This window comes from Salsuginibacillus kocurii DSM 18087 (assembly GCF_000377705.1).
Classification (GTDB): domain Bacteria; phylum Bacillota; class Bacilli; order Bacillales; family Marinococcaceae; genus Salsuginibacillus; species Salsuginibacillus kocurii.
On record NZ_KB898626.1, the window covers coordinates 147,965 to 174,526 of the forward strand.

General features: G+C 44.2%; 24 protein-coding genes. 17 read left to right on the top strand and 7 right to left on the bottom strand.

Features of this window, described 5'->3' with window-relative positions; translation table 11 throughout:
• Positions 1-158: 158 nt before the first annotated feature.
• Positions 159-2,591 (bottom strand): nitrite reductase large subunit NirB, encoded by a 2,433-nt coding sequence (gene nirB / locus D469_RS0109325; protein ID WP_018923124.1) that lies wholly within the window; start codon positions 2,589-2,591, stop codon positions 159-161.
• A 587-nt stretch (positions 2,592-3,178) separates the two neighbouring features.
• Between nirB and D469_RS0109330 the strand changes: the two genes are divergently transcribed.
• From D469_RS0109330 to D469_RS0109350, 5 genes are all read left to right on the top strand, one after another.
• Entirely contained in the window at positions 3,179-3,760 is a 582-nt protein-coding gene (locus D469_RS0109330; RefSeq protein WP_051081183.1) for a TetR/AcrR family transcriptional regulator, read from the top strand.
• 23 nt (positions 3,761-3,783) lie between these two features.
• The gene (locus D469_RS0109335; protein ID WP_018923126.1) at positions 3,784-5,244 is read left to right on the top strand and encodes an MDR family MFS transporter; all 1,461 of its coding nucleotides are present in this window, start codon (positions 3,784-3,786) and stop codon (positions 5,242-5,244) included.
• Positions 5,245-5,500: 256 nt separating this feature from the next.
• Entirely contained in the window at positions 5,501-6,004 is a 504-nt protein-coding gene (locus tag D469_RS0109340; RefSeq protein ID WP_018923127.1) for a GNAT family N-acetyltransferase, read from the top strand.
• A 131-nt stretch (positions 6,005-6,135) separates the two neighbouring features.
• Entirely contained in the window at positions 6,136-7,569 is a 1,434-nt protein-coding gene (locus D469_RS0109345) for a phospholipase D-like domain-containing protein (protein ID WP_018923128.1), read from the top strand.
• 155 nt (positions 7,570-7,724) lie between these two features.
• Positions 7,725-8,141 carry an RDD family protein gene (locus tag D469_RS0109350; protein ID WP_018923129.1) on the top strand — a complete coding sequence of 139 codons (417 nt, stop codon included), beginning with the start codon at positions 7,725-7,727 and terminating at the stop codon, positions 8,139-8,141.
• A 203-nt stretch (positions 8,142-8,344) separates the two neighbouring features.
• On the opposite strand, the gene D469_RS0109355 is transcribed toward D469_RS0109350, so the two are convergent.
• A complete protein-coding gene (locus tag D469_RS0109355) occupies positions 8,345-9,094 on the bottom strand; it encodes a hypothetical protein (protein ID WP_018923130.1) in 750 nt (249 codons plus the stop codon).
• Between the two features lie 528 nt (positions 9,095-9,622).
• Here D469_RS0109355 and D469_RS0109360 point away from each other — a divergent pair.
• The 6 genes from D469_RS0109360 to D469_RS0109390 all read left to right on the top strand — a co-directional run bounded on the left by D469_RS0109360 (position 9,623) and on the right by D469_RS0109390 (position 15,300).
• Positions 9,623-10,528, top strand: coding sequence for a TraB/GumN family protein (locus D469_RS0109360; RefSeq protein ID WP_018923131.1), 906 nt, complete (start codon positions 9,623-9,625; stop codon positions 10,526-10,528).
• A gap of 444 nt (positions 10,529-10,972) precedes the next feature.
• Entirely contained in the window at positions 10,973-11,458 is a 486-nt protein-coding gene (locus tag D469_RS0109365; protein ID WP_018923132.1) for a GNAT family N-acetyltransferase, read from the top strand.
• On the top strand, positions 11,458-12,267 hold the full coding sequence (locus D469_RS22720; protein WP_018923133.1) for a GNAT family N-acetyltransferase: 810 nt from the start codon (positions 11,458-11,460) through the stop codon (positions 12,265-12,267). Before D469_RS0109365 ends, D469_RS22720 begins: the two co-directional genes overlap by 1 nt.
• A 583-nt stretch (positions 12,268-12,850) precedes the next feature.
• The gene (locus D469_RS0109380) at positions 12,851-13,513 is read left to right on the top strand and encodes a peroxiredoxin (protein ID WP_018923134.1); all 663 of its coding nucleotides are present in this window, start codon (positions 12,851-12,853) and stop codon (positions 13,511-13,513) included.
• A gap of 130 nt (positions 13,514-13,643) precedes the next feature.
• On the top strand, positions 13,644-13,976 hold the full coding sequence (locus D469_RS0109385; RefSeq protein WP_018923135.1) for an ArsR/SmtB family transcription factor: 333 nt from the start codon (positions 13,644-13,646) through the stop codon (positions 13,974-13,976).
• Positions 13,977-14,025: 49 nt separating this feature from the next.
• Positions 14,026-15,300, top strand: coding sequence for an NAD(P)-binding domain-containing protein (locus tag D469_RS0109390; RefSeq protein ID WP_240473327.1), 1,275 nt, complete (start codon positions 14,026-14,028; stop codon positions 15,298-15,300).
• Between the two features lie 312 nt (positions 15,301-15,612).
• On the opposite strand, the gene D469_RS0109395 is transcribed toward D469_RS0109390, so the two are convergent.
• Positions 15,613-16,872, bottom strand: coding sequence for a serpin family protein (locus D469_RS0109395; RefSeq protein WP_018923137.1), 1,260 nt, complete (start codon positions 16,870-16,872; stop codon positions 15,613-15,615).
• Positions 16,873-17,837: 965 nt separating this feature from the next.
• Between D469_RS0109395 and D469_RS0109400 the strand changes: the two genes are divergently transcribed.
• Positions 17,838-18,620: an MBL fold metallo-hydrolase gene (locus D469_RS0109400; protein WP_018923138.1), complete on the top strand. Its 783-nt coding sequence runs from the start codon at positions 17,838-17,840 to the stop codon at positions 18,618-18,620.
• Positions 18,621-18,747: 127 nt separating this feature from the next.
• Here the strand turns inward: D469_RS0109400 and D469_RS0109405 are convergent, their stop codons facing one another.
• Together D469_RS0109405 and D469_RS22055 are read right to left on the bottom strand one after the other, a co-directional pair.
• Positions 18,748-19,284 carry a YusW family protein gene (locus D469_RS0109405; protein WP_018923139.1) on the bottom strand — a complete coding sequence of 179 codons (537 nt, stop codon included), beginning with the start codon at positions 19,282-19,284 and terminating at the stop codon, positions 18,748-18,750.
• Positions 19,285-19,486: 202 nt separating this feature from the next.
• On the bottom strand, positions 19,487-20,422 hold the full coding sequence (locus tag D469_RS22055; protein ID WP_018923140.1) for a YusW family protein: 936 nt from the start codon (positions 20,420-20,422) through the stop codon (positions 19,487-19,489).
• A 385-nt stretch (positions 20,423-20,807) separates the two neighbouring features.
• Here D469_RS22055 and D469_RS20095 point away from each other — a divergent pair, with 385 nt between their 5' ends.
• A complete protein-coding gene (locus tag D469_RS20095; RefSeq protein ID WP_018923141.1) occupies positions 20,808-21,761 on the top strand; it encodes a VanW family protein in 954 nt (317 codons plus the stop codon).
• A 22-nt stretch (positions 21,762-21,783) separates the two neighbouring features.
• On the top strand, positions 21,784-22,035 hold the full coding sequence (locus D469_RS0109420) for a DUF4190 domain-containing protein (protein WP_018923142.1): 252 nt from the start codon (positions 21,784-21,786) through the stop codon (positions 22,033-22,035).
• A 199-nt stretch (positions 22,036-22,234) separates the two neighbouring features.
• Here the strand turns inward: D469_RS0109420 and D469_RS22060 are convergent, their stop codons facing one another.
• Both D469_RS22060 and D469_RS0109430 read right to left on the bottom strand, forming a co-directional pair.
• Complete coding sequence (locus D469_RS22060) at positions 22,235-22,402, bottom strand: YuzK family famiily protein (RefSeq protein WP_018923143.1); 168 nt, start codon at positions 22,400-22,402, stop codon at positions 22,235-22,237.
• Positions 22,403-22,428: 26 nt separating this feature from the next.
• Entirely contained in the window at positions 22,429-22,632 is a 204-nt protein-coding gene (locus D469_RS0109430; protein ID WP_018923144.1) for a CsbD family protein, read from the bottom strand.
• A gap of 492 nt (positions 22,633-23,124) precedes the next feature.
• Between D469_RS0109430 and D469_RS0109435 the strand changes: the two genes are divergently transcribed.
• The 3 genes from D469_RS0109435 (at position 23,125) to D469_RS0109450 (ending at position 26,534) form a co-directional block, all read left to right on the top strand.
• A complete protein-coding gene (locus tag D469_RS0109435) occupies positions 23,125-24,807 on the top strand; it encodes a YndJ family protein (protein ID WP_156816958.1) in 1,683 nt (560 codons plus the stop codon).
• Between the two features lie 584 nt (positions 24,808-25,391).
• Positions 25,392-25,589 (top strand): cold-shock protein, encoded by a 198-nt coding sequence (locus D469_RS0109445; protein WP_018923147.1) that lies wholly within the window; start codon positions 25,392-25,394, stop codon positions 25,587-25,589.
• 747 nt (positions 25,590-26,336) lie between these two features.
• Complete coding sequence (locus D469_RS0109450) at positions 26,337-26,534, top strand: cold-shock protein (protein WP_018923148.1); 198 nt, start codon at positions 26,337-26,339, stop codon at positions 26,532-26,534.
• Positions 26,535-26,562: the final 28 nt, after the last annotated feature.

Below are 26,562 nucleotides of genomic sequence, written 5' to 3' on the forward strand. Positions count from 1 at the left end.
AGGGCTCTTCGCCAATGTGCAGGCGCCCTCCGCTTTTCTGTCTAGCTTCACGGGCTAACGACTTGAGATCCCTTTCTCCCACACTGTGGCGGCAACAGCCTCCTCGGTGGGAGAGAAGGGCTCTGCGTCGTTGACCAAGCCCGCTCCGCTTTTCTGTCTCAAACGAGTTCGACTGGTTTTCGTTCGAATAGCTCCTGGCGTTTTTTCTCGTTGTGAGAAAGGCTGTGCCATGGATCTTCTGGCTTGTGTTCGAGCGCTGTTTCCATGCGTTCGGCGTACACGTTGCGCATTTCCATGTTGTCTATAATTTCATCGCGAATGGCATCGAGGCCTTTGCGTTCAATCCAGTGCGAGGTGCGCTCTAAGTAGTTGGCATCTTCGCGGTAGAATTGGAGGAAGGCGCTGATGATTTCCATCACTTCTTCGCTTGTTTCGACTTTCGTCAATAAGTCGCCAGGGCGCAGGTCTACTCCGCCGTTTCCACCGACGTACATTTCCCAGGCTCCTTCGACACCGACAATGCCAATGTCTTTGATGCCTGATTCCGCACAGTTTCTTGGACAGGCGGAAACGGCCATTTTTACTTTGTGGGGCGTGCTAAGTCGTTCGAACTTTTTTTCGATTTTCATGCCGAGGCCGATCGAATCTTGTGTACCGAAGCGGCAGAAGTCTTCACCGACACACGTTTTTACCGTCCGTATTGCTTTTCCATAGGCGTAACCGGATGGCATATCCAAGTCGGCCCACATATCTGGAAGGTCTTCTTTGTTTACACCGAGCAAGTCGATGCGCTGGCCGCCGGTAACTTTTAAGAGGGGAACTTCGTATTTATCGGCAGCATCGGCAATTTTTCTCAGCTGTTCGGCGTTGGTGACCCCGCCGTACATGCGCGGTACAACCGAATAGGTGCCATCGTTTTGAATGTTGGCGTGGACCCGTTCGTTAACGAAACGAGAGCGATCATCGTCTTCATACGATTCTGGGTGGATGACATTAAGATAGTAGTTAATCGCTGGGCGACACTTTGAGCAGCCTTCTTCATTTTCCCAGCCGAGTACATTCATGACTTCACGCGGGTTGGTGAGCATTTGACTCTTGATCGCTTCTTGAATGACATCATGAGAAAGATCGGTGCACCCGCATAGAGGTTCTGCCTGCGCGATGTCGACATCGCTGCCCAATGTTTCTTGAAGTAAATCAGCTACGAGTGGCTTACAACCTCCACATGAGCGAGAAGCATTTGTATGTTGTTTGATTTCTTCCACGGATTGCAGGCCGTCTTGGTTGATGGCTTGCACGATGTCCTCTTTTGAGACGCCGTTACAGCCGCAGACCGTTTCGTGAGGCTCCATGTTTACAACCGGGCTTTGGCCGCCGGCTGCGTCTTCAGAAGGAAGAAGAACCGCTTTACTCATGTCGCTGATGTCTTCTCCTTGCTTCATCATGTCTAACAGGCGCGGTGAATCGGAAGTGTCACCGTATAAGACAACGCCTGTAATTTTGTCGTCTTTTACCATGATTTTTTTGTAAATGCCTTCGAATTCGTCGTGGACACGAATCGCTTTTTTGCCTTCGCCTTCTCGGAAATCACCAGCTGAGAAGACGTCTACACCTGACACTTTTAACTGGGTATACATCAATGAGCCTTTATATCCGTCCACTTGCTCTTTTTTACAAATCGTGTCAGCAAGTACTTGCCCTTGTTCGTATAAAGGGGCCACCAATCCGTAGGCAATGCCGTTATGTTCCGCGCACTCCCCAACTGCGTAGACGTTTGGGGCACTTGTTTCTAGGAAATCATTTACGACGATTGCCCGGTTTGTTTCAATGCCGGAATCTGCGGCTAAAGCGACGTTTGGTTTGATCCCAACTGCCATTACGACGAGGTCTGCTTCTACAATTTCACCGTCATTAAATTGGATGGCTTGCACGCGTTCTTTGCCGTTAATTTGCTTCGTTTGTTTGCCCATGTGAAACGTCATGCCCTGGGAAGCTAATTCGTCCCGCAGCATATCTCCTGCCGTTTCATCGAGCTGACGTTCCATTAAGTAATGTTCTAAATGGACCACATCAGCTTGCATGTTTAAGTTCAACAATCCGCGGGCAGCTTCAAGCCCTAACAGACCGCCGCCGATGACTACAGCTTTTTTATAGTTTTTCGCAGCATCAATCATTTTTTCGCAGTCTTCGATGTCACGGAAGGCGATCACACCTTCTAAATCTGCGCCAGGTAGCGGAAGCATGAATGGATTTGAACCGGTTGCCATGATGAGATGGTCATAAGCAACCTTCTGCCCTTGTTCACTTATTACAAATTGCTGCTTCGTATCAATGTGAGTGACAGGATCACCGGTGAAAAGCGTGATGTTGTTTTGTTCATACCACTCGTAAGTGTTTAAAATAATGTCATCAACCGATGTGTCACCTTGAAGAACAGAGGATAAAAGAATTCGGTTGTAGTTTGGGTGTGGTTCTTTACCAAAAATCGTAATGTCAAAGCGATTAGGTTCCCGTTTCAATAGTTCCTCTACTGTTCGTACTCCAGCCATCCCATTTCCAACGACGACTAATTTCTCTTTGCGTGTAGTCATCTCTCCAGGCGCCCCTTTCTAGTTTCTAGCTAGTTTGCTAACTCCCATGTGTTTGCTTTTCTTTAATTATCACTTTTCTGAAAATTGAGCTCGTAGGTCCATCGCCTTCTCGTTGTAATACTTATCAACGTACGCTCTTGGTTTAATGATCAGTTTGTGGCACAGAATGTAAGCAGCCTCTAAACTGTCTTCTTATACAGCCATCATCAATCAGCAAATATGGTCAACCCCCTTGTAGCTGGTGCTTCAAATGTGTGTATGTTTTGTTAAAGGTTATTGTATAGCACGAAATAAGGTCTTTGGTGAATCGTGAAAAATAATCTGACAAACTTTTTCATGTATAGAAAATACATGTTATTACGTTAACGTGCTATAAAACAGTATTTTCAATACCTCTTTATTTGCCGTACTAAATTCTTGTTTTTTTCAAAGATCTGCGCAGAAAAATAAGCACTCTTAGAAAGTATATAAATCATTAAGTAACTGATATAGCGCTTTCAATTGTTGCTAGGGTTTTTTACTTGACCTTTATGAAAAGGAGAAGCAGAATATATAGACCAGTTGTTATAATATACAGGTAGGTGAAGATGATGAGTGAGCGTCAGACTGCACATACAAGAGATCGCATATTAAAGGCTGCTGCAAAGCTGTTTCAACTTCAAGGCTATCATGCCACCGGTCTGAATCAGATTATTAAGGAAAGTGATTCGCCAAAAGGCTCGCTTTACTACTACTTTCCAGAAGGCAAGGAGCAGTTGGCTGAAGAGGCTATTCGAATGACAGACCGGCAAATCAGCTACGAGTTAACTAGGCATATGGAACGAAGCTCTACAAGTATGGAAGCATTTCAAGCAGCATTCCAAGGTTTAATTGATGGATTTGAAAGCGATGAAGAGTTTGAGGGGGTGCCGATTGGTCTGCTAGCGCTGGAAACATGGTCAATGAGTGAACGGCTGCGAATCGCTTGTGAGCGAGCTTTTGAGAAGTGGAAAGACATTTATACAGATAAGCTCATAAAAGATGGCTTCTCCAGGGAACGAGCAGAGGAGCTGGGGACCATTACCATTTCCTTAATGGAAGGCGGACTAATTCAAGCTGTTACAAAGAAAAGCAGTATGCCACTTCAAATCAGTAGAGATCAGCTTCCTTTTTTACTGGTAAAACGATAGAGAAAGAAATTGGAGGAAAGTTTATGAATACAGCAACCACGCAAACACAAGAAGACGTAGCAACAGAGGAAACGATTAAACGACTACCGATTATGGTTTCTTTAATAATCGGTGTCTTTTTTGCGATATTAAATGAAACGCTGTTAAACGTAGCATATACAGACTTAATGGCAGCTTTTAATGTAACAGCTCCGACCGTACAATGGCTTACGACTAGCTTTATGCTGGTGGTTGGTGTCCTTGTTCCGATCTCCGCACTGCTTGTCCAATGGTTTACGACGCGGCAGATGTTTATTGGAGCGATGACGATTTTTACCGTGGGCACACTCGTTTGTGCGATTGCCCCTGCCTTTTCTGTACTGCTAATCGGAAGACTTCTTCAAGCTGCAGGTACTGGGCTTTTGCTGCCGGTGATGATGAATACTATTTTGTTGCTTTATCCAGCTGAGAAACGAGGAGGAGCCATGGGAATGATGGGGCTTGTGATTATGTTCGCTCCTGCGATCGGCCCTACTTTGTCTGGTCTTATTGTAGAAACGTTAAACTGGCGCGGTTTATTTTATATTGTACTTCCATTTTCATTATTTTCGATTGGATTTGCGTACATTTATTTAAAAAATGTCTCTGAAGTCACGAAGCCGCGGGTAGACGTGATATCTATTATTTTATCTACACTTGGATTCGGTGGGATTGTATTTGGCTTCAGCAGTGTAGGTGAAGGTGAGGCAGGCTGGTCAAGTCCTGAAGTATACCTCTCTTTAGTGATTGCCATTTCTGCTTTACTAAGTTTTATACTGAGGCAATTAAAAATTAAAGACCCGATTTTGGAATTCCGTGTCTTTAAGTCACCGATGTTTTCATTAACGACTGTGCTGTTAATTATTATGATGATGACCATGTTCTCGACCATGATTATTTTGCCGATGTATTTCCAAGGGCCTCTCGCCTTATCTGCGCTCGTAGCTGGTCTGGCGCTCTTGCCGGGTGGGGTGTTAAATGGTCTCATGTCGCCTATCGCCGGTCGAATATTTGACCGCTTCGGCCCGCGTGTCCTTGTGATTCCTGGCACGCTTATACTCGTCGTTGTAATGGCAGTGTTTACTCAGGTCTCAGCTTCGACCTCGGTGTATGTGTTTGTGCTATTACATACAGCCTTAATGGTTGGCATTGCGATGGTAATGATGCCTGGTCAGACGAACGGATTAAACCAACTGCCAAAGGATTATTACCCGCATGGTACTGCTGTCATCAATACGCTCATGCAAGTGAGTGGTGCGATCGGCATTGCTTTATTTATTGGAATCATGTCTGCAGGTGAAGCCAATTATTTAAGCAATGTGAGTGATCCAAGCTCTGAGTCTCACATTGCCAATGCGATGACAGCCGGCGTACAAAGCGCATTCACTGTCGGCCTCCTCTTTGCCGTTATTGCCTTTATTTTGTCTTTATTTATGAAACGGACACTTACGCCAAAGGATATTTAAGCCTATAGAAGCTGTCCTTTACGTCCGTTCTCGGAAACACACTTACTTTCACCCCTGAGCCCCATGCGACCTCGGTTTCACTTTCACTACGATTGGGGTCGCACCGTGTCTTCTTTGCACGCAGGTGCCTACTATTTTGGATGGCGGCTGTCTTGCAAAGCCTTTTAGGACAGGCCTTCGTAAATGTCGAGCTTGTCCTATGCTATAGTTAGTTAAATGCAGTTTCTTTAAGGAAGGGCTGAAGGAGGGAGAGCTTGTGATTATACTTGAAACAAAGCGAATGCAGTTACGAGAAATGACTGAACAAGACGTCGACCTGCTTATGGAGATTTTTTCCGACCCTGTTACTATGCGCTATTATCCTTCCACTAAGACCCGGGCCGAAGCTGAACGGTGGATTAGATGGAATCAACGAAATTATAAGGAAACGGGTGCAGGCTTATGGATATGTGAGCATAAAGAAACGGGAACATTTTTAGGTCAGTGTGGGATTGTGCCTCAACGTGTGGATGAGGTTATAGAAAGCGAGATTGGTTATTTGTTCGTGCGGAAACAGTGGGGACAAGGGTTTGCTACGGAAGCAGCAGAAGCTGTAAAACAGCAGGGGTTTCAGATCATGGGAATAAAGCGATTCATTTCGATCATTCTTACAGAAAACATTCCATCAATTAAGGTAGCGGAACGAATCGGGATGAGTTTTGAAAAGAAGCACATCAGAAAAGGGAGAGACATGTTTATTTACTCAATAGAGAAAACATGAAAAAGAAGTAAAGCTGGTTGTAGAAAATAAAAAGCGGGGCACTCTAGGTGAAGGAACTATATTCCTTTGCCTATTTGTTATGCAAAAATCAGGTAAGTTGTTTGTAATAGCTGCGAAGGGGGGCGCCCTAAATGTTAAAAAAGTACCCGTTTCGTGTAGGTTTGGCTGTCTTGTTTATATGTATTGTTGTCGCTACGTTAGCGGCATATTTTAAACCACTGCCACCGGGTCTTTCCTATGAAGGAGAACTGCGTGAGGTGGAACAAGTTGATTTTTTATTTAACCGATCTCTTCCTACAGAATCAGGAGGAGCGATTGATTTTGAAGACGATATTTATGTTCATCTCTTTCAAGCGATTGAAGAGGCGGAATCTTTCATCGTGCTGGACATGTTTTTAATAAATAGCAATACCAATGGTGAAAGTCCTTATCCTAATGGGAAGTACCCTCCACTTAGTAACGAAGTCAAGGAGGCGTTACTTGAAAAAAAGGAACGGGATCCCCATGTTGACATCGTGGTAATCACGGACCCGATCAACACCAGTTATAATTCCCACTCTTTGCCGATTTTAACCAACTTACAAGAAGCGGGAATAGAAACAGTACTTACGAATTTAGATCCTTTACAAGATCCCAACCCCCTGTATTCGGGGATTTGGCGCATGTTTATCCAATGGTTCGGACAAGAAGGTAAGGGGTGGATCCCCAATCCATTCGGTAATGAAGCACCTGCTATGACATTGCGCTCAGGCCTCATGCTTCTAAACGCAAAAGCCAATCACCGTAAAGTCGTTGTAACAGACCAGACAGCGATTGTTTCTTCGGCAAACGTGAATGATAAAAGTTATTACTTTACAAATGCAGGATTTCAAGTGTACGGCGAGATAGTAGAAGATATTGTGGCTGCCGAACAAGCTGTTCTTAACTTTTCCGGCGGACCTCAGCTTGAACAAATGGAGTCAACACCACAAGAGGCGGGGGACTATAAGGTTCAAGTTCTTACAGAGAGTAAAAACTTTGAACGGGTGCTCAGCATGTTAGAAGGAGCAGGAGTGGGCGAGGAAGTTTGGATTGGAATGTTTTATGTATCTGATCGGGCTATCATTGACGCTATTTTGGAGGCTTCAGAGCGTGGGGCAAAAGTGAGGATGATTCTTGACCCGAATACTCATGTATTTGGCCTCTCCGACTTTGGCATGCCTAATCCCCCCGTGGCAAAAGAAATGTTGGCTAAGGATGACGGAGAGCTAGAAATACGCTGGTATAATTCGGACAAACAGCAATTTCATGTAAAAATGATGGCAGTTTTTTCAAACAATGACGCCAAAATGCTTGCTGGTTCAGCGAACTTTTCTGCTCCCAATATGGAAAACCGGAATTTGGATATGAACCTTTATGTGGAAAGCAGCAGTGATGCTGAAGCGGCAGAAGACGTTAAGGCGTGGTTTGAAGAGATGTGGACAAACGATGCCCAGCCATACACATTCAACTATGAAACATATGAGGCTTCTGATTCGTTCTGGAGTGAGCTTCTTTATCGTCTACAAAAAAGACTGAATGTATGAGTAGTAGCTCGTGTGCTACTTGCTGTTTTGCATTCATGCTTCTCCATGCTCTTTAGGTGTGCATTCCCTACCGGCTCAAGCCTAAAATACTGGACGGGCTGTTTTTTCTTCGTTAAAGTAGGGTAAAGAAGTAGTGGTGAAAAGAGGTGGATGAATTGAATAACCCAGTCGGTTTTTGGCGCAGGTTTGCTGCGGTGTTACTTGATAGTCTATTGATAGTGGCTGTTATATTTATCTTTGCCCTGATCGTATTTGGAGAATTTGCGGCTGAAGAGTTCACGCTGCAATTATTTGAAACAGGGTTAACGATCATATATCTTTTTATTCTGCCGCCGCTATGGTATGGCTATACGGTAGGAAAGCGTCTGTTGGGTATACGGATTGTTAAAGTGGATGGATCCAATGTGTCCTTTGGTACTATGCTTTTAAGACATTTCCTCGGTGGTATTGTTTATGTGATCACTTTATTGATGGGAGTGCTCGTTTCAGCCTTTATGATTGGCCTGCGTAAGGACAGGCGTGCCCTCCATGATTTCATTGCCAATACGTACGTGACGACAGATAAGCCGTAACCGCTGTAAAGCCTGGATACACCTTGTGTCCAGGCTTTTATAGGTCCCTCAAATGCATAGCATAAAATACTAGAGGGGCTGTACAAGAAAAGAGGAATTTGTGGTAAAATAAGGAAGTTGGAGTGAAAAGAGAAGGGTGACAAGTATTTACTTACAGGCCAAAAGGGCTGCTGCAACATCTCGCCGCCCGTTCTTGTAGGTCGCTACCTGCCAATTTCAGTGCTGTAAATAGCCAATGACTGCTCATTAAACGCAGGAGCAAATATGTTAGTATCCCAACTTAGCTGAGTTTGCATGAGGCCAAGACCATCTGCGCTGTATTGCCCGATGACGCGCTGGACAGCCAGCAAGTCATAGACGCCATCGCCGTTAAAATCAATTGGATAGAGTTGGTTCAAACCAGATACCCACCCCTCTATCGGTGCTTTTAATTGACCGTTCTTAAGATAGATTTCTTTTAAATAAGCGGGTGGGCGCAGACTGATGTCAACGATAAAAGCAAGGTTAAGGGTGTTATTAACCACGTGTACTTTAAAATCATCTTCGTAGTTCACTTGATACGTAAACATGTTGTCAAACCTTTCATTGTCAAACAGCAAGACCGGCTGATGATGTACAAACGAATAGATCATATAATAGCTGTATCCCCCGCTGCCTCCTGATGCAATACTTATCATTACTTCCTCAACACCATTTCCAGTGAAGTCACCGAGAAACAAGCGAGGGTCATAGCCTTGATCATCAGGGAGGTCTACTATATATGAATAATGGCTCTGCCCATCTACCACGAGAAGTTTGATATTTTTTCGAAGCGGGCTGTCTGCTAGTGGTTCGCCAAGCAGATAGATGTGGTCGTTCATACTATCTCCAGAAACATCGCCTGTCGTCCATGTTAATACTGTCATGCTGCTGTCTAGGCTAGGTGTACTAGCTGTGTTTTGAAAATAATTCATAAATGCTCCTTTCAATGTAGAGGTTTTCTAAACGGTTGCTTTTAAGTAAGGGAGGCTTCACTGCGTTGAAGGGCTTTGTCTTTTTTGCCGCGGGCGCTTCTTTAAATGTATTGATAGTTTGTCCATGGTCTTCCTATTCGCGGGTGAGCTGCGAACCTTTTCAGGCTAGCGCCCTGTGTATTCTCCTCAGGCCCGCTTAGCACGCAGGAAGGTTGGCCATTCTTGGGGTAGCACCGCTTCTTATCAACAGCATTCTTTATCAGAATCTTTAAACAGCCAAGTTTCATAGCTAGGTTATAGTCTATGCAAGTTAGTGGACGGAAAGGACTCTTTACGTTAATTAGTTGGAGAAGGACTTAAGCATGAGATGCTAGTCTTGTACAAAAGCGGGGTAAGCAAGTATTGCGGGGGCTGGCGCTGCTTAGCTTTAGGTCCTAACTACTTTCTATGTGAAATGGGTTACATGCATCTGTAGATTCTTACATAATAAAAAAAGGAGTAGCGGGGAAGGAAATGGGGGAGCGGAAAATGAAGGTTGTTAAGGCTGTTCTTTTAACTATTTTAGTCGCGGTGTGTGCAGCTTGCACAGACGGTCAAAAAACGGCAGAGCCAGAACATGAAGGCGTCTTTTATAAAGTAGAAGAGGGAGAGCAAACGGTATACTTATTCGGCTCAATTCATATTGGAGAAGAAAGAATGTATCCGCTTGATGACGTAATCGAAGAGCGGTTTGAAGAAGCAGACCGACTAGCAGTGGAAGTAAATATCAGCGATTACGAAACGGATCAAGAAATTACGAATCAACTGATGTCAGCTGGTTTATATCAAGGAGAGGAGCGTCTTTCTGATTATTTACCTGAAGAAACGTTTGAGCACTTGTTAGAAGAGCTCAGCTTCATGCCCGGGCAGGAGGATATGATTGATCAATTTCAGCCATGGCTTGCTACACTGATGCTTACTCAGCAAGCTGTTATGACAACGGAGTTTGACCCGGATTTTGGGGTGGACCAATATTTTCTTGAGCAGGCAAGTGATCAGGACATACCAATTGATAGTCTCGAAGACATTGAGGACCAAATTAACATGTTCACTCAAACGCCTCAGGATGAACAAATTAAGGAGCTGGAGTTGACGCTTCAAGATATGGATGGAGCGAGTGAAGCGCTGGAAGATCTTCAGCAGATTTGGCTTGATGGGAATGAAGAAGCGATTGAAGAAATGCGAGACCAGGATGGGGAAACGGCCACACATGATACGCTCGCGCTTGATGAACGTGATGCACATATGGCTGCAGAAATTATAAATTATCTTGAAGAAGACAACGAGGAAACTACGTTTGTCGTAGTTGGCGCCATGCACTTAGTAGGTGAAAATAGCATTGTTGACCAGTTGGAGCAACACAATTTTAAGGTGACCGTGCCGAGTGATGACTAAAGACTAAGCGGCTGAAATGCGACTTTGCATCTTGTTTCAACATGCAATTATAATTTTAAGCTGTGTTAGAAGAGCTGGTTGATTTTAAAATAGGATTTGTTAAAGCGTAGTGTAACCCATATGGCCATGGTCTTCCTTGCTGCGGGTGATCTACAAGCCTTCTCGGGCTAGGCTCTTACGTGGTTTCGCCAGGCTCGCTTGGCCCGCAGAAGTGTCGATCATTTCGGTATATCATATGGTCGTTAAATAACGTCCTTTAATAATCTTGAAAAAGGTAAAGTTTTTAATTACTAGAGATGGACGTTTTCACCACAGGCTCAAGAACAACAGCGGTTTAATCTTCACTCCGGTTGGTGGTTTCGCCTTGTAGCTACTTAGGTTTCCCCCACTAATACGTCCGTTTGCGACACCAGCATTAATAAATAGCTAAGAGGAGCATGAACGATGGTGATACGAGAAGCTACAGAAAACGATACAAACATTATTCAACAGATCACTCGGGAAGCGTTTTGGGAAGCGAGGCATTTAAAGCCTGTGACTGGAGCACTGAAGGAAAAGGAAGAAGAGATTTTTCAGTTTTTAAAAGAAGAGCATCAAGCAGCTTTTCTCGGTACGGATCATCATGAGCCAGTCGCAGCCCTTCGTTGTACATTAAAAGAGAATGAGCTTTATTTATCACGACTTGCGGTACGGCCGGCAGCACGAGGTCTTGGCTGGGGCAACGCGCTGCTGCTACATGCAGAAGCGAAAGCCAGGGCACACCGGAAGTCTTTTATGAGTTTAAAAGTGCGGAAAGATGAAGAAAAACATGTCCCCCGCTATCAACATTTAGGTTATGACATTACTGCAGAACGGACAATTACACGTTTTGATGGGGGAAAGATTGCTATTTTTGAAATGCATAAGACCTTGCCAGTAGGTGATAGCTGATGAAGGTGATCACATTGTGTGGTTCCACTCGTTTCAAATCCCAATTCGAAGAAATGAACGAAAGCTTAACGCGGGCAGGGCATATAGTTCTGAGCGTTGGTTTTTTTGAGAAAGCGGAAGCCAAGCTTGTCTCAGCTGAAGAACTAGATACATTTCGCCGCATTCATTTTAAAAAAATAGATATGGCAGATGAAATCTTTGTGATTGATGTGAATGAGTATGTAGGAGAAAGTACGCGTGATGAAATCGAGTATGCGACTCGTAGTGGCAAAAAAGTTCATTATTATTCGGAATGGAAGGAAGCTGAACGTTCGCAAAAGAATCGTTCCAAGGCAGCTTCGATCGAAATTCAGCCGACAAGAGATCCATTCATTTTAAGTGAGATTAATAAAGAAGTTCACCAGCTTCATGAAACGTGGCATCCAGAACGTTTCAAATCCTATAACCGTGCTGACACGGTCACTTTTTTCAAACAAATGATGGCTACTTCTGTGATGACTTTCTTCTTAGCGGTACAAGCGGGGAAGCCGCTGGGTTATCTTTGGTTTGAGCAGCGCGCTTATCATGAAAACAGCTTTAAACAAAGTTTTGCTTCCCTTTACGTACACCAGATCTGTGTTAAGGAAGGTGTCAAACAGCAAGGTGTTGGCAAGATGCTCATGCAAGAAGTTGAACAATTGGCCATCCGGGACGGGATCGATCGAATTGAACTTGATGTCTGGGTGAAAAACGAGAGTGCGCGCGCTTTTTATGAAGCACTTGGTTATGAACCAATCCGCCAGGTGATGAGTAAGACAATGAACAACTAAAGGCAGCTAACTGCTGCGTGTATCGGCTGCTTTAACGTATGAATTGTGAACATAAAAAAATTAAGTATCCTCCCGCTGGCATCCGTTTAGTCGGAGCACTCATTCCAGCGGGTTTTTTACGGTTCTTTCCCTGGTGGTATCTGTTTACTAAGGTATGGGCAAAGCGATGTCTCATCTCATATGTGAAGTCTTAAAAAAATTTAATATATAACTTGTTTGAATCCATGTCATCATGACGTTTTATGAGTAATAAAACGAATGCTATATATTTTTTATTTACTATACGGAATGTAAAAAGTGACTGAAACGTAAGACGGCGACTCCCAGAGGATCATGCGCAGTCTGAAGATCCACTTGTTCGATGATTTTACATCGAACAAGTTAGCTGAAGACAAGCCCTTGGGAAAGCGTCTGTCTGACAGTGAAGGTCACCTTCATTAGTCGGGTCTTCACATCTTATGTTAAATGATGAAATTGATTTATTTTCTGAAATAATCAAAATTTCCTCTTGTAATATTTCTGATTTATATATACAATATCTATAAATCATATAAATTTACTATGAATTGAAGGAGGAAACAGCATGAGTCAAGTAGATACACAAGCACAAACTGCAGTTAGCCTGCCGCGAATTGGGGACGATGCCCCGCAATTCGAAGTAAATACGACGCAAGGACCGGTTTCTTTAAGTGATTACAAAGGAAAATGGTTGCTTTTATTTTCGCATCCAGCCGATTTCACTCCTGTTTGCACAACTGAATTGATCGGTTTTCAAAATATTTATCCGCGTCTAAAAGAAAAGAATACTGAACTGCTTGGTTTAAGTGTAGACAGCGTGCAATCACACATTGCCTGGGTTCGCAATATCGAAGAAAAAAGTGGCGTACGCATTGAGTATCCAATCATTGCTGACTCCAGCCGTCAAGTGGCAACGCAATACGGCATGATTCACCCAAATGAAAGCCAAACGGAAACAAACCGTGCTGTATTTGTCATTGATGATCAGCAAAAAATTCGTGCCATTATCTATTATCCGCTAACAACAGGTCGTAACCTTGACGAAATCGAGCGTTTAGTAACTGCCTTGCAGACTACAACCAATGAGCAAGTGCCAACTCCAGCAGATTGGACACCAGGTGACCAGGTTGTTGTACCACCGCCAAAAACGCAGCAAGAAGCAGAAGAGCGTTTAAAAGATGAGTCCATAGATATTACCGATTGGTACTTGAGCAAAAAGAATCTTTAATAGGTCAATGACTTATCCCCTGGAAAAAACCAGGGGATTTTTGCTTGCTTGTTTTTATAAAAAGATGTACACTATATATATCAAAAAAAATTGATGTATAGTATTCACTTCAATGAGAGGAGAATGAAAGGTGGAGCTTGAAATTAATCAGCAATCATCTGCTAACTCGCCAAACGAGCAAACTTTTGAACGATACGCCACTCAGTTTAAAGCCTTATCCGATGCTAGGCGTTTAAAACTTATGCATGAGTTGACCTTAAAAGGCGAAGTTTGTGTATGTGACCTCAGCAGCATCATGGACCTTCCACAATCCAAGTTGTCTTATCACTTGAAGCTGCTTATGGATGCTGAGCTGATTACCCGCACCAAGCATGGAACGTGGCATTATTACCAACTTAACGAAGAAACTGTTAACCACTTGCTTTCCCCAGAACTTTGCTGTTTATTCCGGCCGAGCCGCTAACGATTTTTACGAACAAAACATCAAAAAAATTTGATATAAGGAGAGGATCATGATGAACGAATACCCGGTCATTATTATTGGGGCAGGGCCGATTGGCCTGGCAGCAGCTGCACAGTTATCTGAACGAAACGTTCCCTTTGAGATAGTGGAAGCAGGACCAACCCCAGCTGCCAACATTCAAACATGGAAGCATGTTCAACTTTTTAGTCCTTGGAAATACAATATTGATGCTGCGGCTAGCCGACTGCTGCTAGCTGCCGGCTGGGCCCCTCCAGAAGCTGATGTTCTTCCGAAGGGAGCGGACTTAATCAACGAGTATTTACAACCGTTGGCCGAACTTCCAGCTATTGCACCCCACCTTCACTTTAACCACCAAGTAGTCGCGATCAGCCGTGAACATATAGATAAAGTTAAAAGCACTCAACGAGCACGTACTCCTTTTATCGTGCGTTACAATCACGAAGGAAAAGAAGGAGAACTGAAAGCAAAAGCTGTTATTGATGCAGCTGGTACGTGGAATCAGCCTAATCCTGTTGGTGCCAATGGCCTGCCTGCTCTTGGCGAAACAAATCCAACACTTCCAATAACCTATACCATTCCTGACATTACGGGCACTGAGCGCTCGTATTATGAACATAACAATGTTCTGGTGGTAGGAAGCGGCCACTCTGCCATGCATTCTATTCTGAGCCTTCTTGAGATCAACTCAAGCAGGAAAGTTATGTGGGCAGTGCGTAAAGAAAAGCTGAATGATGTCTTTGGTGGAGGAGAAGATGATGCCTTGCCGGAGCGGGGATCAATCGGTTTGCAGCTAAAGGAGCTAGTTGACCAAGGCAAGGTCGAAGTGTTTCATCCGTTTTATATAAAACGCATCGTAAGAGAACATGAGAAATTCACAGTAATTGGTGAAAACGCAGGGGAAATAGCAGAGATAAAAGAAATTGACCAAATCATTGCCAACACCGGAGCGCGTCCCGACTTTTCCTATTTGCGCGAACTGCGGGTGGAAGCAGAATCAGCCATAGAAAGTGTGCCGGCGCTTGCCCCGTTAATTGACCCGAATGTGCATAGCTGCGGCACGGTACCGGCACACGGGGCCAAGGAACTTGCTCAGCCAGAGCCTAACTTTTATATTGTAGGGGCGAAAAGTTACGGTCGGGCTCCTACATTTTTACTCGCGACTGGATATGAACAAGTGCGCTCCGTGGCTGCAGTGCTGGCAGAAGATCATGAAGCAGCGGAGCGGACAGAGTTAAACCTTCCATCAACAGGTGTCTGTCAGGCAAACCGCTTGTCAGTCACTGAAAAATCGAGTTGCTGTTAAAAACAACGAAAGCGCTCCGCCACGATGGGGAGCGCCTCATTGGATTTTTATGCCCGCTTTAGTTCCATTGAAATCACGACCACATCTTCGCCTTCTGAGGGTAGTGGGATCGTAAGAAAAAAGGTGGAGCGTATTCAACCAAATAGTACACAGGCTCTACCGTCGCTGATTATAAGTGGAAAAATCAATGATAACACGACGTCGCAATCAGCTGAGGGCTGGGCTAAAACCAGGCTGGTACTAAAACTGCAGGCCACTTCGTGGTGTTGTGAATATGAATAAGAAAGAACTGAGATTGAGCTCGTTTCACAGCTAGCGAGTTGGATTTTGAACCGTGCCTAGAAAAAGAGGTGCTTTTAGTTCATTTTCGACTAATGCGAGCAAAAAGGGCCGGTCAAAGGTGATGGCTTTAGCTGGTTCGTCTTCATCCATCGCGACACTGGTTGCTGCGCCTGCTTCTGTTCCTTTTTCATTGACATTTATTTTTGTGCCGTGTTCGACCTCACTGATATACAAAGGGTCCCCTTCTTCAGCAACTAAGTGGGGGAATTCAGCCTCGCTCTCTGCAAATGGTACTTCCATCCCAAGTGCTTTAAGCGGTTCATTTAAATTTTTATTTGTTTTTGTCGTAAACTTGGGAAACTCAAGCTGGAAGTCTTCCATTGTAAATTCATCTAAAAAGCTCCAGTTCCCATCCACTAACTCAGCCTTCATGTCCTCTATGTCTTGATCTTCATGGGGAAGAAGCGCAAGCATCGAGAAGGCTTTATCTTCTCCATATGGCATTTCAACCGCTGTGAACGTCTCTGTTTCTGCGAGCGGGAAAGTATCTTCTTCTTTCATCATTTCCACGTCTGCCATTGCTCCAGAAGCCGTTTCAAACTCTTGTTCTGTCGTTTGGCTGCTGTCAAAGGGCAGTTGCCAATCCCCTTGAAAATACAATGCATTCACTAGCAGCATGACGGTTGAAGGGTCAAGGTCAATAAGGAGCTCCTCAATCATTCCGCCGGTCTGTTGTTCCACCCAGCTGTTGATCTCATCCAAAGTTCCCTCGTCGCTAAAATTAGTGCTCTCGATCTCTGCTCCGTAATGACGGCTTACTGTGTCAGTTAATTCTTCATTTACTTCCCGCCCTTGTTGGTGCCAGATCGTGTTAGCAAGAGCAAAAACTGTTTCTTCAGTAGCATTTGCCTGTGAAATAAGCACTTGCATCGTTTCGTTTACTGCATCGATTTCCTCTGAATCTACATGCATAACATCAGCCATATCGGCTTTTGTATCGCCCGCAGCACCATTCATTGTCATAGCAAGGGCCATTTGAATACTTAACGGTGATATGAGCGTATTTTCATCTTCGTGATATGTGTGTTGCAAAAGTTCGATCCCAAAGGCTCGCTGTCCGGCTATGACATCTTCTGAAGCTCTTTCTATCTCAAGGTCCTCCACTTCTGAATTGGCAGCGGCGTCAAATTCGTCAGCTGAGCTGGATGGAGTACTTTCACCCGTCGAATCGCAGCCGGCAGCCATTAAAAGGCAACCGAAGAGACCGAATGTAGCTAATCGCTGAAACATGGCTATTCCCCCTTTTTTCTAACTGTCGTGAGAAAACGGAAAATGTTACAGCATGTAAATCAATTTCATCATGACGTTTTATGAGAAATAAAACGAATGCTATATATTTTTTATTTACTATACGGAATGTAAAAAGTGATTAAAACGTAAGACGGTGACTCCCAGAGGATAACGCGCAGTCTGAAGGGCCACTGTTTCAAAGGTTTTACCTTCGAAACAGGTAGCTGAAGACAAGCCCTCGGGAAAGCGTCCGTCTGAAGTGAAGGTCCCATTCATTAGTCGGATTTGACATCTTAATTTAAATGTTGAAAGTGATTCATGTAACAAAAAAATTACGATGTTGAAATCTTTGCGAAGAGGGTTTTTAAGTGCGTAGGAATAGGGAAAGGTAGAAATACGATGTCGAAAAGGAGGACTTATTTATGCTTCGTACCATTCTTATGATTATTGGCTTAATTGTTGTGGTGAGCTTTATATTATCCATGCTTTAAGAAGCAAGGTCCCCAGAGAGGGGCCTTTTTTATTTGGCTCTGTCATTTTTTACTGTTGGTTTGGTCATAAAAAGTAGAACTCTCATTTAATAACAGTCCTATTTGTATAAAATGAACTTATAACATTCGATAAGAAGTGTTTCAATATGCTTTTGATCTATAAGCTAATTCACTAAGATTGTTGCTATTAGTAATGTGAGCTTCTCTAATTCCTAAAATGAAAACTCCTACAAAACTACCTTATTTGAATTCATAATGCTGCCTCTTCGCCAAATAAAAAATTTATATATTGTTAACATAGCTAGCTTTAGTTTATCATAAGTTCAACATTTGGAATTAAATCCCCTGTAATTATCAAGTCATTATTGTCACTTCATTTCGTTGATGATAGTTTATATGCATCAATACGTAGCCTTGGCAAAAAAGAGGTTTTTCCGTTTGCCCGCTACTATGTAATGGAAGGGGGGTGTGTTTATGAAAACAGAAGAGTGGTTTACGGTGACGAAAATAGATGATTCTACCTTCGCACTGAGCGAATTAGGGCATTGGGAGCAGGTGCACTCGTATCTTTTGATAGGGGAGGGCGAAGCGTTTTTAATTGATACTGGGTTGGGGATCTTTGATATACAGCACGTAGTCGAGCAGTTAACGTCTTATCCAGTAGAAGTGATAACAACCCACGTGCATTGGGACCATATTGGCAGCCATGGCTCTTTTGCTACGATTTATGTTCACGAAGCGGAAGCAGATTGGTTGAAAAATGGGATCCCGGGCCTGCCACTGGAGCAGATTCGACATGATGTCGGGCGTGACATAACAAAACCGACTCCGAATTCTTTTAACCCAGCTACGTACCAGCCGTTTACTGGCTCTCCGACAGCCTTGTTGCAAGATGGCGACCGCCTGCAAGCAGGGGGGAGGGAGCTGATTGTGTTACATACACCCGGTCATTCTCCGGGGCACGTGTGTCTGTTTGAAACAAACACAGGCTATTTGTTTAGTGGCGATATATTGTACAGCGGCACCCCTGTTTATGCCCATTTTCCTTCTACTGACCCGAAAGTATTACTACAGTCCTTACAACGTTTAAGTGAGCTTACAGATGTGATGTCCGTTTTCGGAGCTCATAATAATGTCAGATTATCAACTGCGATCTTAGACGATGCCGGCCAAGCAGCATCAGCGCTATTGGGAACGGAAAAAGCTTGTCATGGCAGCGGCCTGCATACGTTCGGGCAATTGACTCTTCAATTTTGAAAAGAGTAGGGAGGTATTGTGCTCACGGCTCACTTACGCCATAGCGGCCTCCTTAGACGTGTAAAAACCCCGCTCAAGTGAGGGGGGTTCTGTGTGTTAAACGGTTCATAAGGTTGGGAGCTTACCGCTAACCATTTTCGTTTTCATAATCCATTTCTTCACCGTCAGTATACTTAATCTCAAGCTCAAATTCATTGAGTTCAGAGCTGTCTATCTCTAAAAAGTCTAAAACATCCGCTTCGATGTCACTTTCATCACGATTAGAGGAGAAATCAACGTTTGCAAACAACTCTTCGATTTCGCTGTTCGCTTCATCCCCTTCCATATCCTGATCACTACCGTTTTCAATTTCTACTTCAGCATCATCGTCTGTTTCAAATTCATACTCGTACTCGGTCCCATCCGTTAATTCTATTTCTAATTCAAATTCCTCCACCTCATCCAAGCTGAGAAAATGGTCGTCTCCGTCACTGTTTTCTTCAACGTCTTCATTATCACTGCCCTCATCTTCGTCATCTTCATCCTTAGATAGTTCAACTTCGTCTTCTTCAATATTTTCAACAGCTTCCTCATCTGCTGTTTCCATCTCGTCATTAGTATCCGTATTGTCGCCACATGCGGCTAATAGACTGATGAGTGTGAGTCCTACTACAGATTTCTTCATATGTATATCCTCCTTCGTTTAGTTATGATGGAGTGTCACCAACTTTTTATTTTTTATGTTGAATGAGAAAATAAGTGAGGAGCTGCCTCTTAATAAGACAACTCCTGCACTTGAGTCAGCTTAGATTACAGAAAAGAGAAATGTTTCCCCCCATTCTGGATACAGCTGGAATGGTTTCATTTAATTGTTATCCTACAGTAAATTATAGGTCATTGTCGTCATCATCGTCGCCATTGTCGAGGTCGTTATCATCATCGTCTTCTCCGATGTCGAGGTCTGCATCGTCGTCATCTTCATCTTCATCGCCGTTGTCACCTAAGTCGCCATTGTCTCCATTGTCGCCATTATCCCCAAGTTCACCGTCGTCGCCGTTGTCTTCGTCTTCTTCATCTGCTTCATATACGAAGTCTTCTTCGTCTTCATCGGCATAAATGATTTCAAGGTTAAATTCCTCAACATCTTCCTCATCCAAATCGAAATGCTCAAGCACATCTTCTTTTATATCTTCCTGGTCACGATCAGAGGAGAAATCAACTTCCTCAAAGAGTGCTTCGATTTCTTCTTCGGCTTCGTCACCTTCTAATTCTTCATCCTCTTCATCATCAGTAAGTCCGTTGTCACCATTGTTCTCATCATCGTCGGCTAAACCGTCTTCGCCTGTTTCATCATCGCCATTGTCTTCAAATACGCCTTCTTCATCGTCGTCAACGCCGTCGACATCTTCGTCGTTGCCGTTATCTCCATTATCGTCTTCTTCGAGGTCAATGTCCTCGTCATCATCGCCATTATCATCGTCGTCATCTAATAAGCCGTTTGCATTAACTTCAACGGTTGGTTCTTCTTCATCTTCGCTATCATAATGGAAGGTGTAAACGTCACCCTCTGTCATTTCAATTTCAAGGTCAAATGTAGTTACCTCATCTAGTGTTACGTTGTCTTCATCTTCGTCTTCATCGTCTTCCTCGTCCTCATCTTCATCCAAATCATCGTCATCATCATCATCCAAACCGTTCTCATCGTCCTGTTCTTCAGCGCCTGGATCGTCTTCAGTTGGTTCGGTCTCATCGGTGCCTGCATCTTCATCGCCGCAAGCTGCTAGAATAGTGGCTAGTGTTAGTCCTACAACATATTTTTTCATGGTGTGTACTACCTCCTCAATTTTGACTCTGCCTGTTAGTTACCCAGCAAAAAAAATAAATATTCTAGGAAATTTGTTGGATCTTATTGTTTTTATTAATAGGGTGAAAGATGCAGGGGAAAGGCAGAGAATCAGACATGTCAGGCGATTTGACAACCATTTAGTAACAAGGTGTGTGGTATAATTAGGAAGAATTAGAGTGTTCGTTTAAGAACAATCAAAGCTGTAGATAACAAAAAATCAACCTATGACTGGTTATAAAATGCCTTTACTTTAATATAATGGGAGAGCTTGCGTTTAAAAGAAGATTTGACGCTTAATAACGCAAAAGAAAACAGAATACACTAAAAAAATATAGGAAGTGGCAAGGGGAGGAAAGGATTGCATGGTGAGGAGAATGATTGCAGGCGCAGCTTTGCTGATTTTACTTTCAGCTTGTTCTACACTCGAAGAACGTGGTCCGGTAGAAGTCACTGAAGCATCAGCACTCGCTGAGACGACAAAAACAATAAACCAGCCGCAGACCAGAGGGATTGAATTGTACGACCCAGCCAATGACGAAACAATAAAAACGTTCTATAAAGAGGAGTTTGGCCAGGAGGGAGAAGAAAAACAGAATAACTTAAAAGCATTTGCGAATGACTTAGCTCAGGGTGAGGATGGGTTTGACCAACGTATGCAAAGTCCAAGATTGACCGAAGACGGAGAATTAGAAGAAGGACGCCCCCAAGTCATTTTAGACGAGGAAGAATTGGTAGAGGCCATTTCAACCCATGACAGCTTTTTTAATCAAAAAGTGGAGCTTCCACTATATATTACCGAGCCGAACATCAGCTTAGAGGAGCTAGAGGATATTGAGGAAACAGTGATCGGGCAATACAGCACGTATTTTGATAAATACATTGAGGGGCGCTCGCACAATATTGCGATATCTTCTGATAGCATCGATCGGACAGTACTAGGACCAGAGGACACTTTTTCCTTTAATGAAGTGGTGGGAGAGCGAACTAGAGAGAGAGGGTACCGAGAAGCTAATGTCATTATTGATGGTGATTTTGTAGATGGTCTTGGCGGGGGGATTTGCCAAACATCAACAACGCTGTATAATACAGCACTAGAGGCTGGGATGGACATTGTAGAGAGAAACCCGCATTCTAAACCGGTGAAATATGTACCGGAAGGGTTGGATGCCATGGTCAGCTGGGGATGGGCTGATTTGCGATTTAGCAACCCCTATGATTTCCCAGTTATCGTGCGTTCGTTTATCGATGCACATTCAGGTAAAATCCAAGTCGAGATTCGAGCCTCAGAAGAAAACATAGAAACGTTGCAAGGATGAAGTAACCTAGGGGGAGTTTCAAATGGCGAAACGTGCCATAACCAATGGAAAAGCGCAAGCGTCTCTTATGCTGGGCGTACTATCTTTCTTTTTACCATTTATCGGCATCATTTTAGCTGCGGTCGGCATGATTTTTTCGAAGCAAGGCACGCAGGAAATAAGGCGCAGCCGTGAGAGAGGGGAAGGATTGGCAAAGGCAGGATCCATTACCTCAATAGCTGGTTTGTGCGTTCAACTATTTTATGTGATCGGTTTTACGGTTTTTTACGCTTGAGCTTGAAGAGGCGGACGAAACTTTAGTAGAACGGCCGGCAGTGAACCCGGCAACAGCCCTGGATTAGCATCTTACCATTGTTTTCACGATGTAGGGTCACGAAGGCACCTGGTGAACGCACACAAGCCCCGATCCAAAATGGATCGGGGCTTGTCATCGAACCTGATGGCACAGGTATAGTTTGACTTTGGCCAGTTTTCTAAAACAGTTTATTATTCAATTCCTGCTGAAGAATTTGGCTGTGGCGGTGGTCTTCATAACGTTTCTCTTCGACTTCCAATTTTCGCTTAAGGCTGCGTTCGTACTCTTCGACACAGACTCCGTGGTTTACTTGCATGGATTTTTCAATATTCTCCGTTGTTTCCACCTAGCGATAGCCTCCTTAAGCCATTCTTAAAGTGAAATCTTGTTAATCCACGAATCGACTTCCCGCTCAGCCTCTTCTTCTGAATAATTGTAGCGATCCTGAAGTTTACCAATTAATTTATCACGATTGCCATCAACAAAGCGTACATCATCGTCTGTTAATTTACTCCATTGCCGTTTCGCTTCTCCGGACATTTTGTTCCATTTGCCATGAAAATCTTCTCTGTTCATTATAGTTACCTCCTTTTTGTTCGCTTTTCTTCTATGCTTTCAGTAAAGATATTTCCGCAATAAGCCCAGCTGAAACGTGCTCTTTCACATTCCGACCTTTGTATGAGTCGTTCCTAATGGCATTAGCCATATATGGATTGTTGAAGCTATTCGTTCTCTCCAATTGAACTACCACATGAACGCGTAAAAGTGGATTCTGCGTAGAGGGTGCAATACTTGTAGCTATCATTCATTTTTTATATTCGCTATAATTAAAGGTACTACATACATCGGGCTGTAGCCTAAAGATAGGGTAAGGGTAGCAAGAGAGAGTGATTTGCTTTTTATGTACATCATGAGGGTTTGTTACAGGGTGGAGTTGATCAAAGTCGAGTGATCCTGCCGGGCTCCTGCAATAGTGAATCCAAATAGCCTTACATTAAAAAAAGCCCCCTCCTTTAAGAAATCAACCTTACTAAACAAATAAAGATAACTAAACACGTGCAAGATTAGTTGAAAGGAACGATTGTTGTGCCGCCCAACACCCGCATCCGCCTCGGCTTGGTCACTGCCGTGGCTGTTTATTATGTATTTCCATTGACCATTATCGATTTAGCCCTTTTAATGGCCATGTTTGTCTGGGTACCAGCCCTTCTAAGCCTTGTCGTCCCAAAGCCGACCGCTATACGGAGCGACCAGATGGTCCGCAGCTTAAGCGAACGCAGCTACCCATTCGCGCTAATAAGCACGCTCGCTTTCATTCTACCTGAAGGAAACGGGCCGCTCATTGCCGCGGCCGCCTGGTTCTTCTATACTGCGCTTATCGGATGTGCCGGCCTGTTGCGTCAACTCCGGTATGGTTTTCAAAAAAGTGAAGAAGTCATCATCAATCTGGCTATGATCTATTTGCCGGTCGGAGGTGCCTGGCTTCTCCTGGGGGCCGGTGGCTTTGCGGATGTGCTGCCTTACACGAACGTCATCGTCTGGCTTACCGCCGTCCATTTTCACTATGCCGCTTTTATCCTGCTTGCTGTAACAGGTCTTTACGTTCGGTCTATAAAAGAAAAGCAGCACGCTCCCTTCTTCTGGCCATACCTTGCGACCCTTTTAGGACTTGGTCCGCTAATGGTCGCGTTCGGTATTATGCAAGGTCCGCCGCTGGAATTTTATTTCGTTATTATTTACGGGACAGCGCTTGTTCTGCTCGCTCTCTGGTGGCTTGGTGCAGCTTTTTACAGCCCACGGCTGCGCCGGGCGGAACGATTACTTTGGGGGAGTGGAGGCTTAGTTTTTCTCATAACGACGAGCTTTGCAGTTACGTATAGCTTCGGGCTATGGCAGGGAACGCTTATCGTTGATATTCCTTGGATGGTTAATTGGCACGGGGCCGTCAACGCCCTTATTTTTACGACGCTCATTGTGATTGCATCCAAGCTGGCAGAAACTCAGCCAGCGTTGTCTGCGTTTGTGATGAGTGACTTGCGCACGAAAGGCTATGTCGGCAAGCGCCCGCTTGAAAAGAAAGAGTGGAAAGAAGACGACGCGCGTGCGCCAGCGCTTATAGCTGATTGGGAGCAGTACAGGAGCGCTGGTTTCGAACCGGCCGATGTGGCCCAGGAAGTGAAAGAATTTTACACCGATCCGACCCGTTATAAGATGCGCGCTTTCATTCAATGGGGAAGCTGGACCCGACCATTTTTGCGGTTCAACCGTGCTGTTACGCGCCGCATGGGCCAATTGAATGTGCCGATTGAACGGGAAGTAGAATTAGAAGGCACGCTCGCAGCTCTTTCAGAAAAACAGGATCGGCGCCCGCAGCCAAGTGCCTGGCTGCGCTGGCGCAAGGATACGAAAGAACACGTTTTTACTGCTATATACAGCACAGATGTACGAGAAGGCTATGCTTTTATGAACATTGCTTTGCCGCTTGCCCGCGGTGTGATGGTAGGCGTGCTCCGGCCGGAAAATGATAAAGAAGATGGTTTGTGGCTCACAAGCAGGGTAGGCAAAGGAGGAGAGGGCATATATATCACGCTCGGTCCCGTCACCGTCCGCACCCCGCTCGTAGAAACTTTTCACGTCTGGAAAGGAGAAACCGGCACACTGTATGCTGTCCAGGAACTCAAGCTCTGGCGTTTCCCTTTTCTGAAAGTGGAGCATGAACTAAAACGAAAAACTATGCCCTCACCCTCTTAATAAGCAAGCGTGGTTTTTGTCTCTATACCTGAATTCGTGATGAAATAATTCATTCTTGGCTATTTACTATAAAAACGTTATTTTTTTTGTTAGTGAGTATAACTCGAATCCGTTTCAGGCGGAGGCTTTCCGCGGGCAACACTTCAGCCTCTTCATTCGCAAAAAACGCTCACTGCGGGAAAAGCGAGCCAGGTGAGACTCCGCAGAACGAAACGGAGTGGAGTTTGAGGAGGCTCGCGATTCGCCCGCGAGGAAAGCGAACAGATGGATGGCATATCAACACCTGTTATCACGGATTCAGGTCTATACATAATTAGAAGCGAGTTAGGCTACCATCGGGTAAACGTTGAGGATGCTGAAAAAATGAGTTCAACTAATAGTAAGAAGGCATTGGTAAGCCTTCTATTACCTAATTATAGAAAAACCATTGCATTAGCTGAATAGCTGTGATACTATATAAATAAGCTAAAAGAGCAAGCTCGTGATTAAGAAGAAGGCAAGGTCTCAAGTGGGAACACCTTTCAGATCATTAGAGTAGCCATTAGCAATATTTAGCGGGAAAATCCCGCGCAGGAGGATTACACATGACTGAAGGTACAGTAAAGTGGTTTAACGCAGAAAAAGGATTTGGATTTATCGAAGTTGAAGGACAAGACGACGTTTTTGTTCATTTCTCTGCGATCCAAGAAGAAGGTTTCAAAACACTTGAAGAAGGCCAAGCCGTTAAATTTGATATCGAACAAGGTCAGCGTGGCCCACAAGCGGCTAACGTTCAAAAATAAGTACGGTATTTAAAAATTGCCTAGCGGCCCGCATTGCCGCTAGGTTTTTTTAATGGCTCTACAATATTTGTTGGGGTATGTGAAAAATTGAGCATAAAAAACACGCGAACTCCAAAATCCGTTACACTCGAATTGACGAGGAACAAGAGAAGGATTGGAGTTGCGTGTTTATGAATTCTACCATGATTTTGCCTGGTTTAAGAAGACGTGGAGATTACTCATCCGAAGAGGTGAAAGGTGTTTTTCATCTTCATATCGAGATGCCCCGGACAGCACAGGAGTGTCCAATGTGCGGGGCATGAACGGAAAAGGTACACGATTACCGAAGCTAGCGGATTCAAAAAATAAAACTATTTGAACGAAAGACAGTCTTTTTTACCGTCGGCGCCTGTAGGAAGCGTGTTTCGGAGGCGAATCCTGTAATTCAACACTACCAGCGCCACTTCATGGAATGGAATCAAAAACCGGGGCGGGCCGCTCATTGGTTCCTCTGCCTGACTGCTGTGCAAAAAGATAAGTAACATCCACGCCCAAGACGCCCGCGCCAAGTGAAAAATCAGGCAGGCATTGCCTGATTTTAGCAAAGCCATTGCATTTATATGGCAGCTGTGCTACTATATAAATAAGCTAACAGAGCAAGCTCGTGATTTTAAATAAGGCAAGGTCTCAAGTGGGAACAGCTTTCAGATCATCAGAGTAGCCATTAGCAATATTTAGCGGGGAAAATCCCGCGCAGGAGGATTACACATGACTGAAGGTACAGTAAAGTGGTTTAACGCAGAAAAAGGATTTGGATTCATTGAAGTTGAAGGCCAGGACGACGTTTTCGTTCATTTCTCTTCCATCCAAGAAGAAGGTTTCAAAACACTTGACGAAGGCCAAGCCGTTAAATTTGATATCGAACAAGGTCAGCGTGGCCCACAAGCGGCTAACGTTCAAAAATAAGTACGGTATTTAAAAATTGCCTAGCGGC

What these genes read in the sequence shown, in the direction of transcription:
- nirB (WP_018923124.1), bottom strand. Translation starts at nt 2,591, where the DNA reads ATGACTACACGCAAAGAGAAATTAGTCGTCGTTGGAAATGGGATGGCT.
- D469_RS0109330 (WP_051081183.1), top strand. Translation starts at nt 3,179, where the DNA reads ATGATGAGTGAGCGTCAGACTGCACATACAAGAGATCGCATATTAAAG.
- D469_RS0109335 (WP_018923126.1), top strand. Translation starts at nt 3,784, where the DNA reads ATGAATACAGCAACCACGCAAACACAAGAAGACGTAGCAACAGAGGAA.
- D469_RS0109345 (WP_018923128.1), top strand. Translation starts at nt 6,136, where the DNA reads ATGTTAAAAAAGTACCCGTTTCGTGTAGGTTTGGCTGTCTTGTTTATA.
- D469_RS0109355 (WP_018923130.1), bottom strand. Translation starts at nt 9,094, where the DNA reads ATGAATTATTTTCAAAACACAGCTAGTACACCTAGCCTAGACAGCAGC.
- D469_RS0109360 (WP_018923131.1), top strand. Translation starts at nt 9,623, where the DNA reads ATGAAGGTTGTTAAGGCTGTTCTTTTAACTATTTTAGTCGCGGTGTGT.
- D469_RS0109365 (WP_018923132.1), top strand. Translation starts at nt 10,973, where the DNA reads ATGGTGATACGAGAAGCTACAGAAAACGATACAAACATTATTCAACAG.
- D469_RS22720 (WP_018923133.1), top strand. Translation starts at nt 11,458, where the DNA reads ATGAAGGTGATCACATTGTGTGGTTCCACTCGTTTCAAATCCCAATTC.
- D469_RS0109380 (WP_018923134.1), top strand. Translation starts at nt 12,851, where the DNA reads ATGAGTCAAGTAGATACACAAGCACAAACTGCAGTTAGCCTGCCGCGA.
- D469_RS0109390 (WP_240473327.1), top strand. Translation starts at nt 14,026, where the DNA reads ATGATGAACGAATACCCGGTCATTATTATTGGGGCAGGGCCGATTGGC.
- D469_RS0109395 (WP_018923137.1), bottom strand. Translation starts at nt 16,872, where the DNA reads ATGTTTCAGCGATTAGCTACATTCGGTCTCTTCGGTTGCCTTTTAATG.
- D469_RS0109400 (WP_018923138.1), top strand. Translation starts at nt 17,838, where the DNA reads ATGAAAACAGAAGAGTGGTTTACGGTGACGAAAATAGATGATTCTACC.
- D469_RS0109405 (WP_018923139.1), bottom strand. Translation starts at nt 19,284, where the DNA reads ATGAAGAAATCTGTAGTAGGACTCACACTCATCAGTCTATTAGCCGCA.
- D469_RS22055 (WP_018923140.1), bottom strand. Translation starts at nt 20,422, where the DNA reads ATGAAAAAATATGTTGTAGGACTAACACTAGCCACTATTCTAGCAGCT.
- D469_RS20095 (WP_018923141.1), top strand. Translation starts at nt 20,808, where the DNA reads ATGGTGAGGAGAATGATTGCAGGCGCAGCTTTGCTGATTTTACTTTCA.
- D469_RS0109420 (WP_018923142.1), top strand. Translation starts at nt 21,784, where the DNA reads ATGGCGAAACGTGCCATAACCAATGGAAAAGCGCAAGCGTCTCTTATG.
- D469_RS0109430 (WP_018923144.1), bottom strand. Translation starts at nt 22,632, where the DNA reads ATGAACAGAGAAGATTTTCATGGCAAATGGAACAAAATGTCCGGAGAA.
- D469_RS0109445 (WP_018923147.1), top strand. Translation starts at nt 25,392, where the DNA reads ATGACTGAAGGTACAGTAAAGTGGTTTAACGCAGAAAAAGGATTTGGA.
- D469_RS0109450 (WP_018923148.1), top strand. Translation starts at nt 26,337, where the DNA reads ATGACTGAAGGTACAGTAAAGTGGTTTAACGCAGAAAAAGGATTTGGA.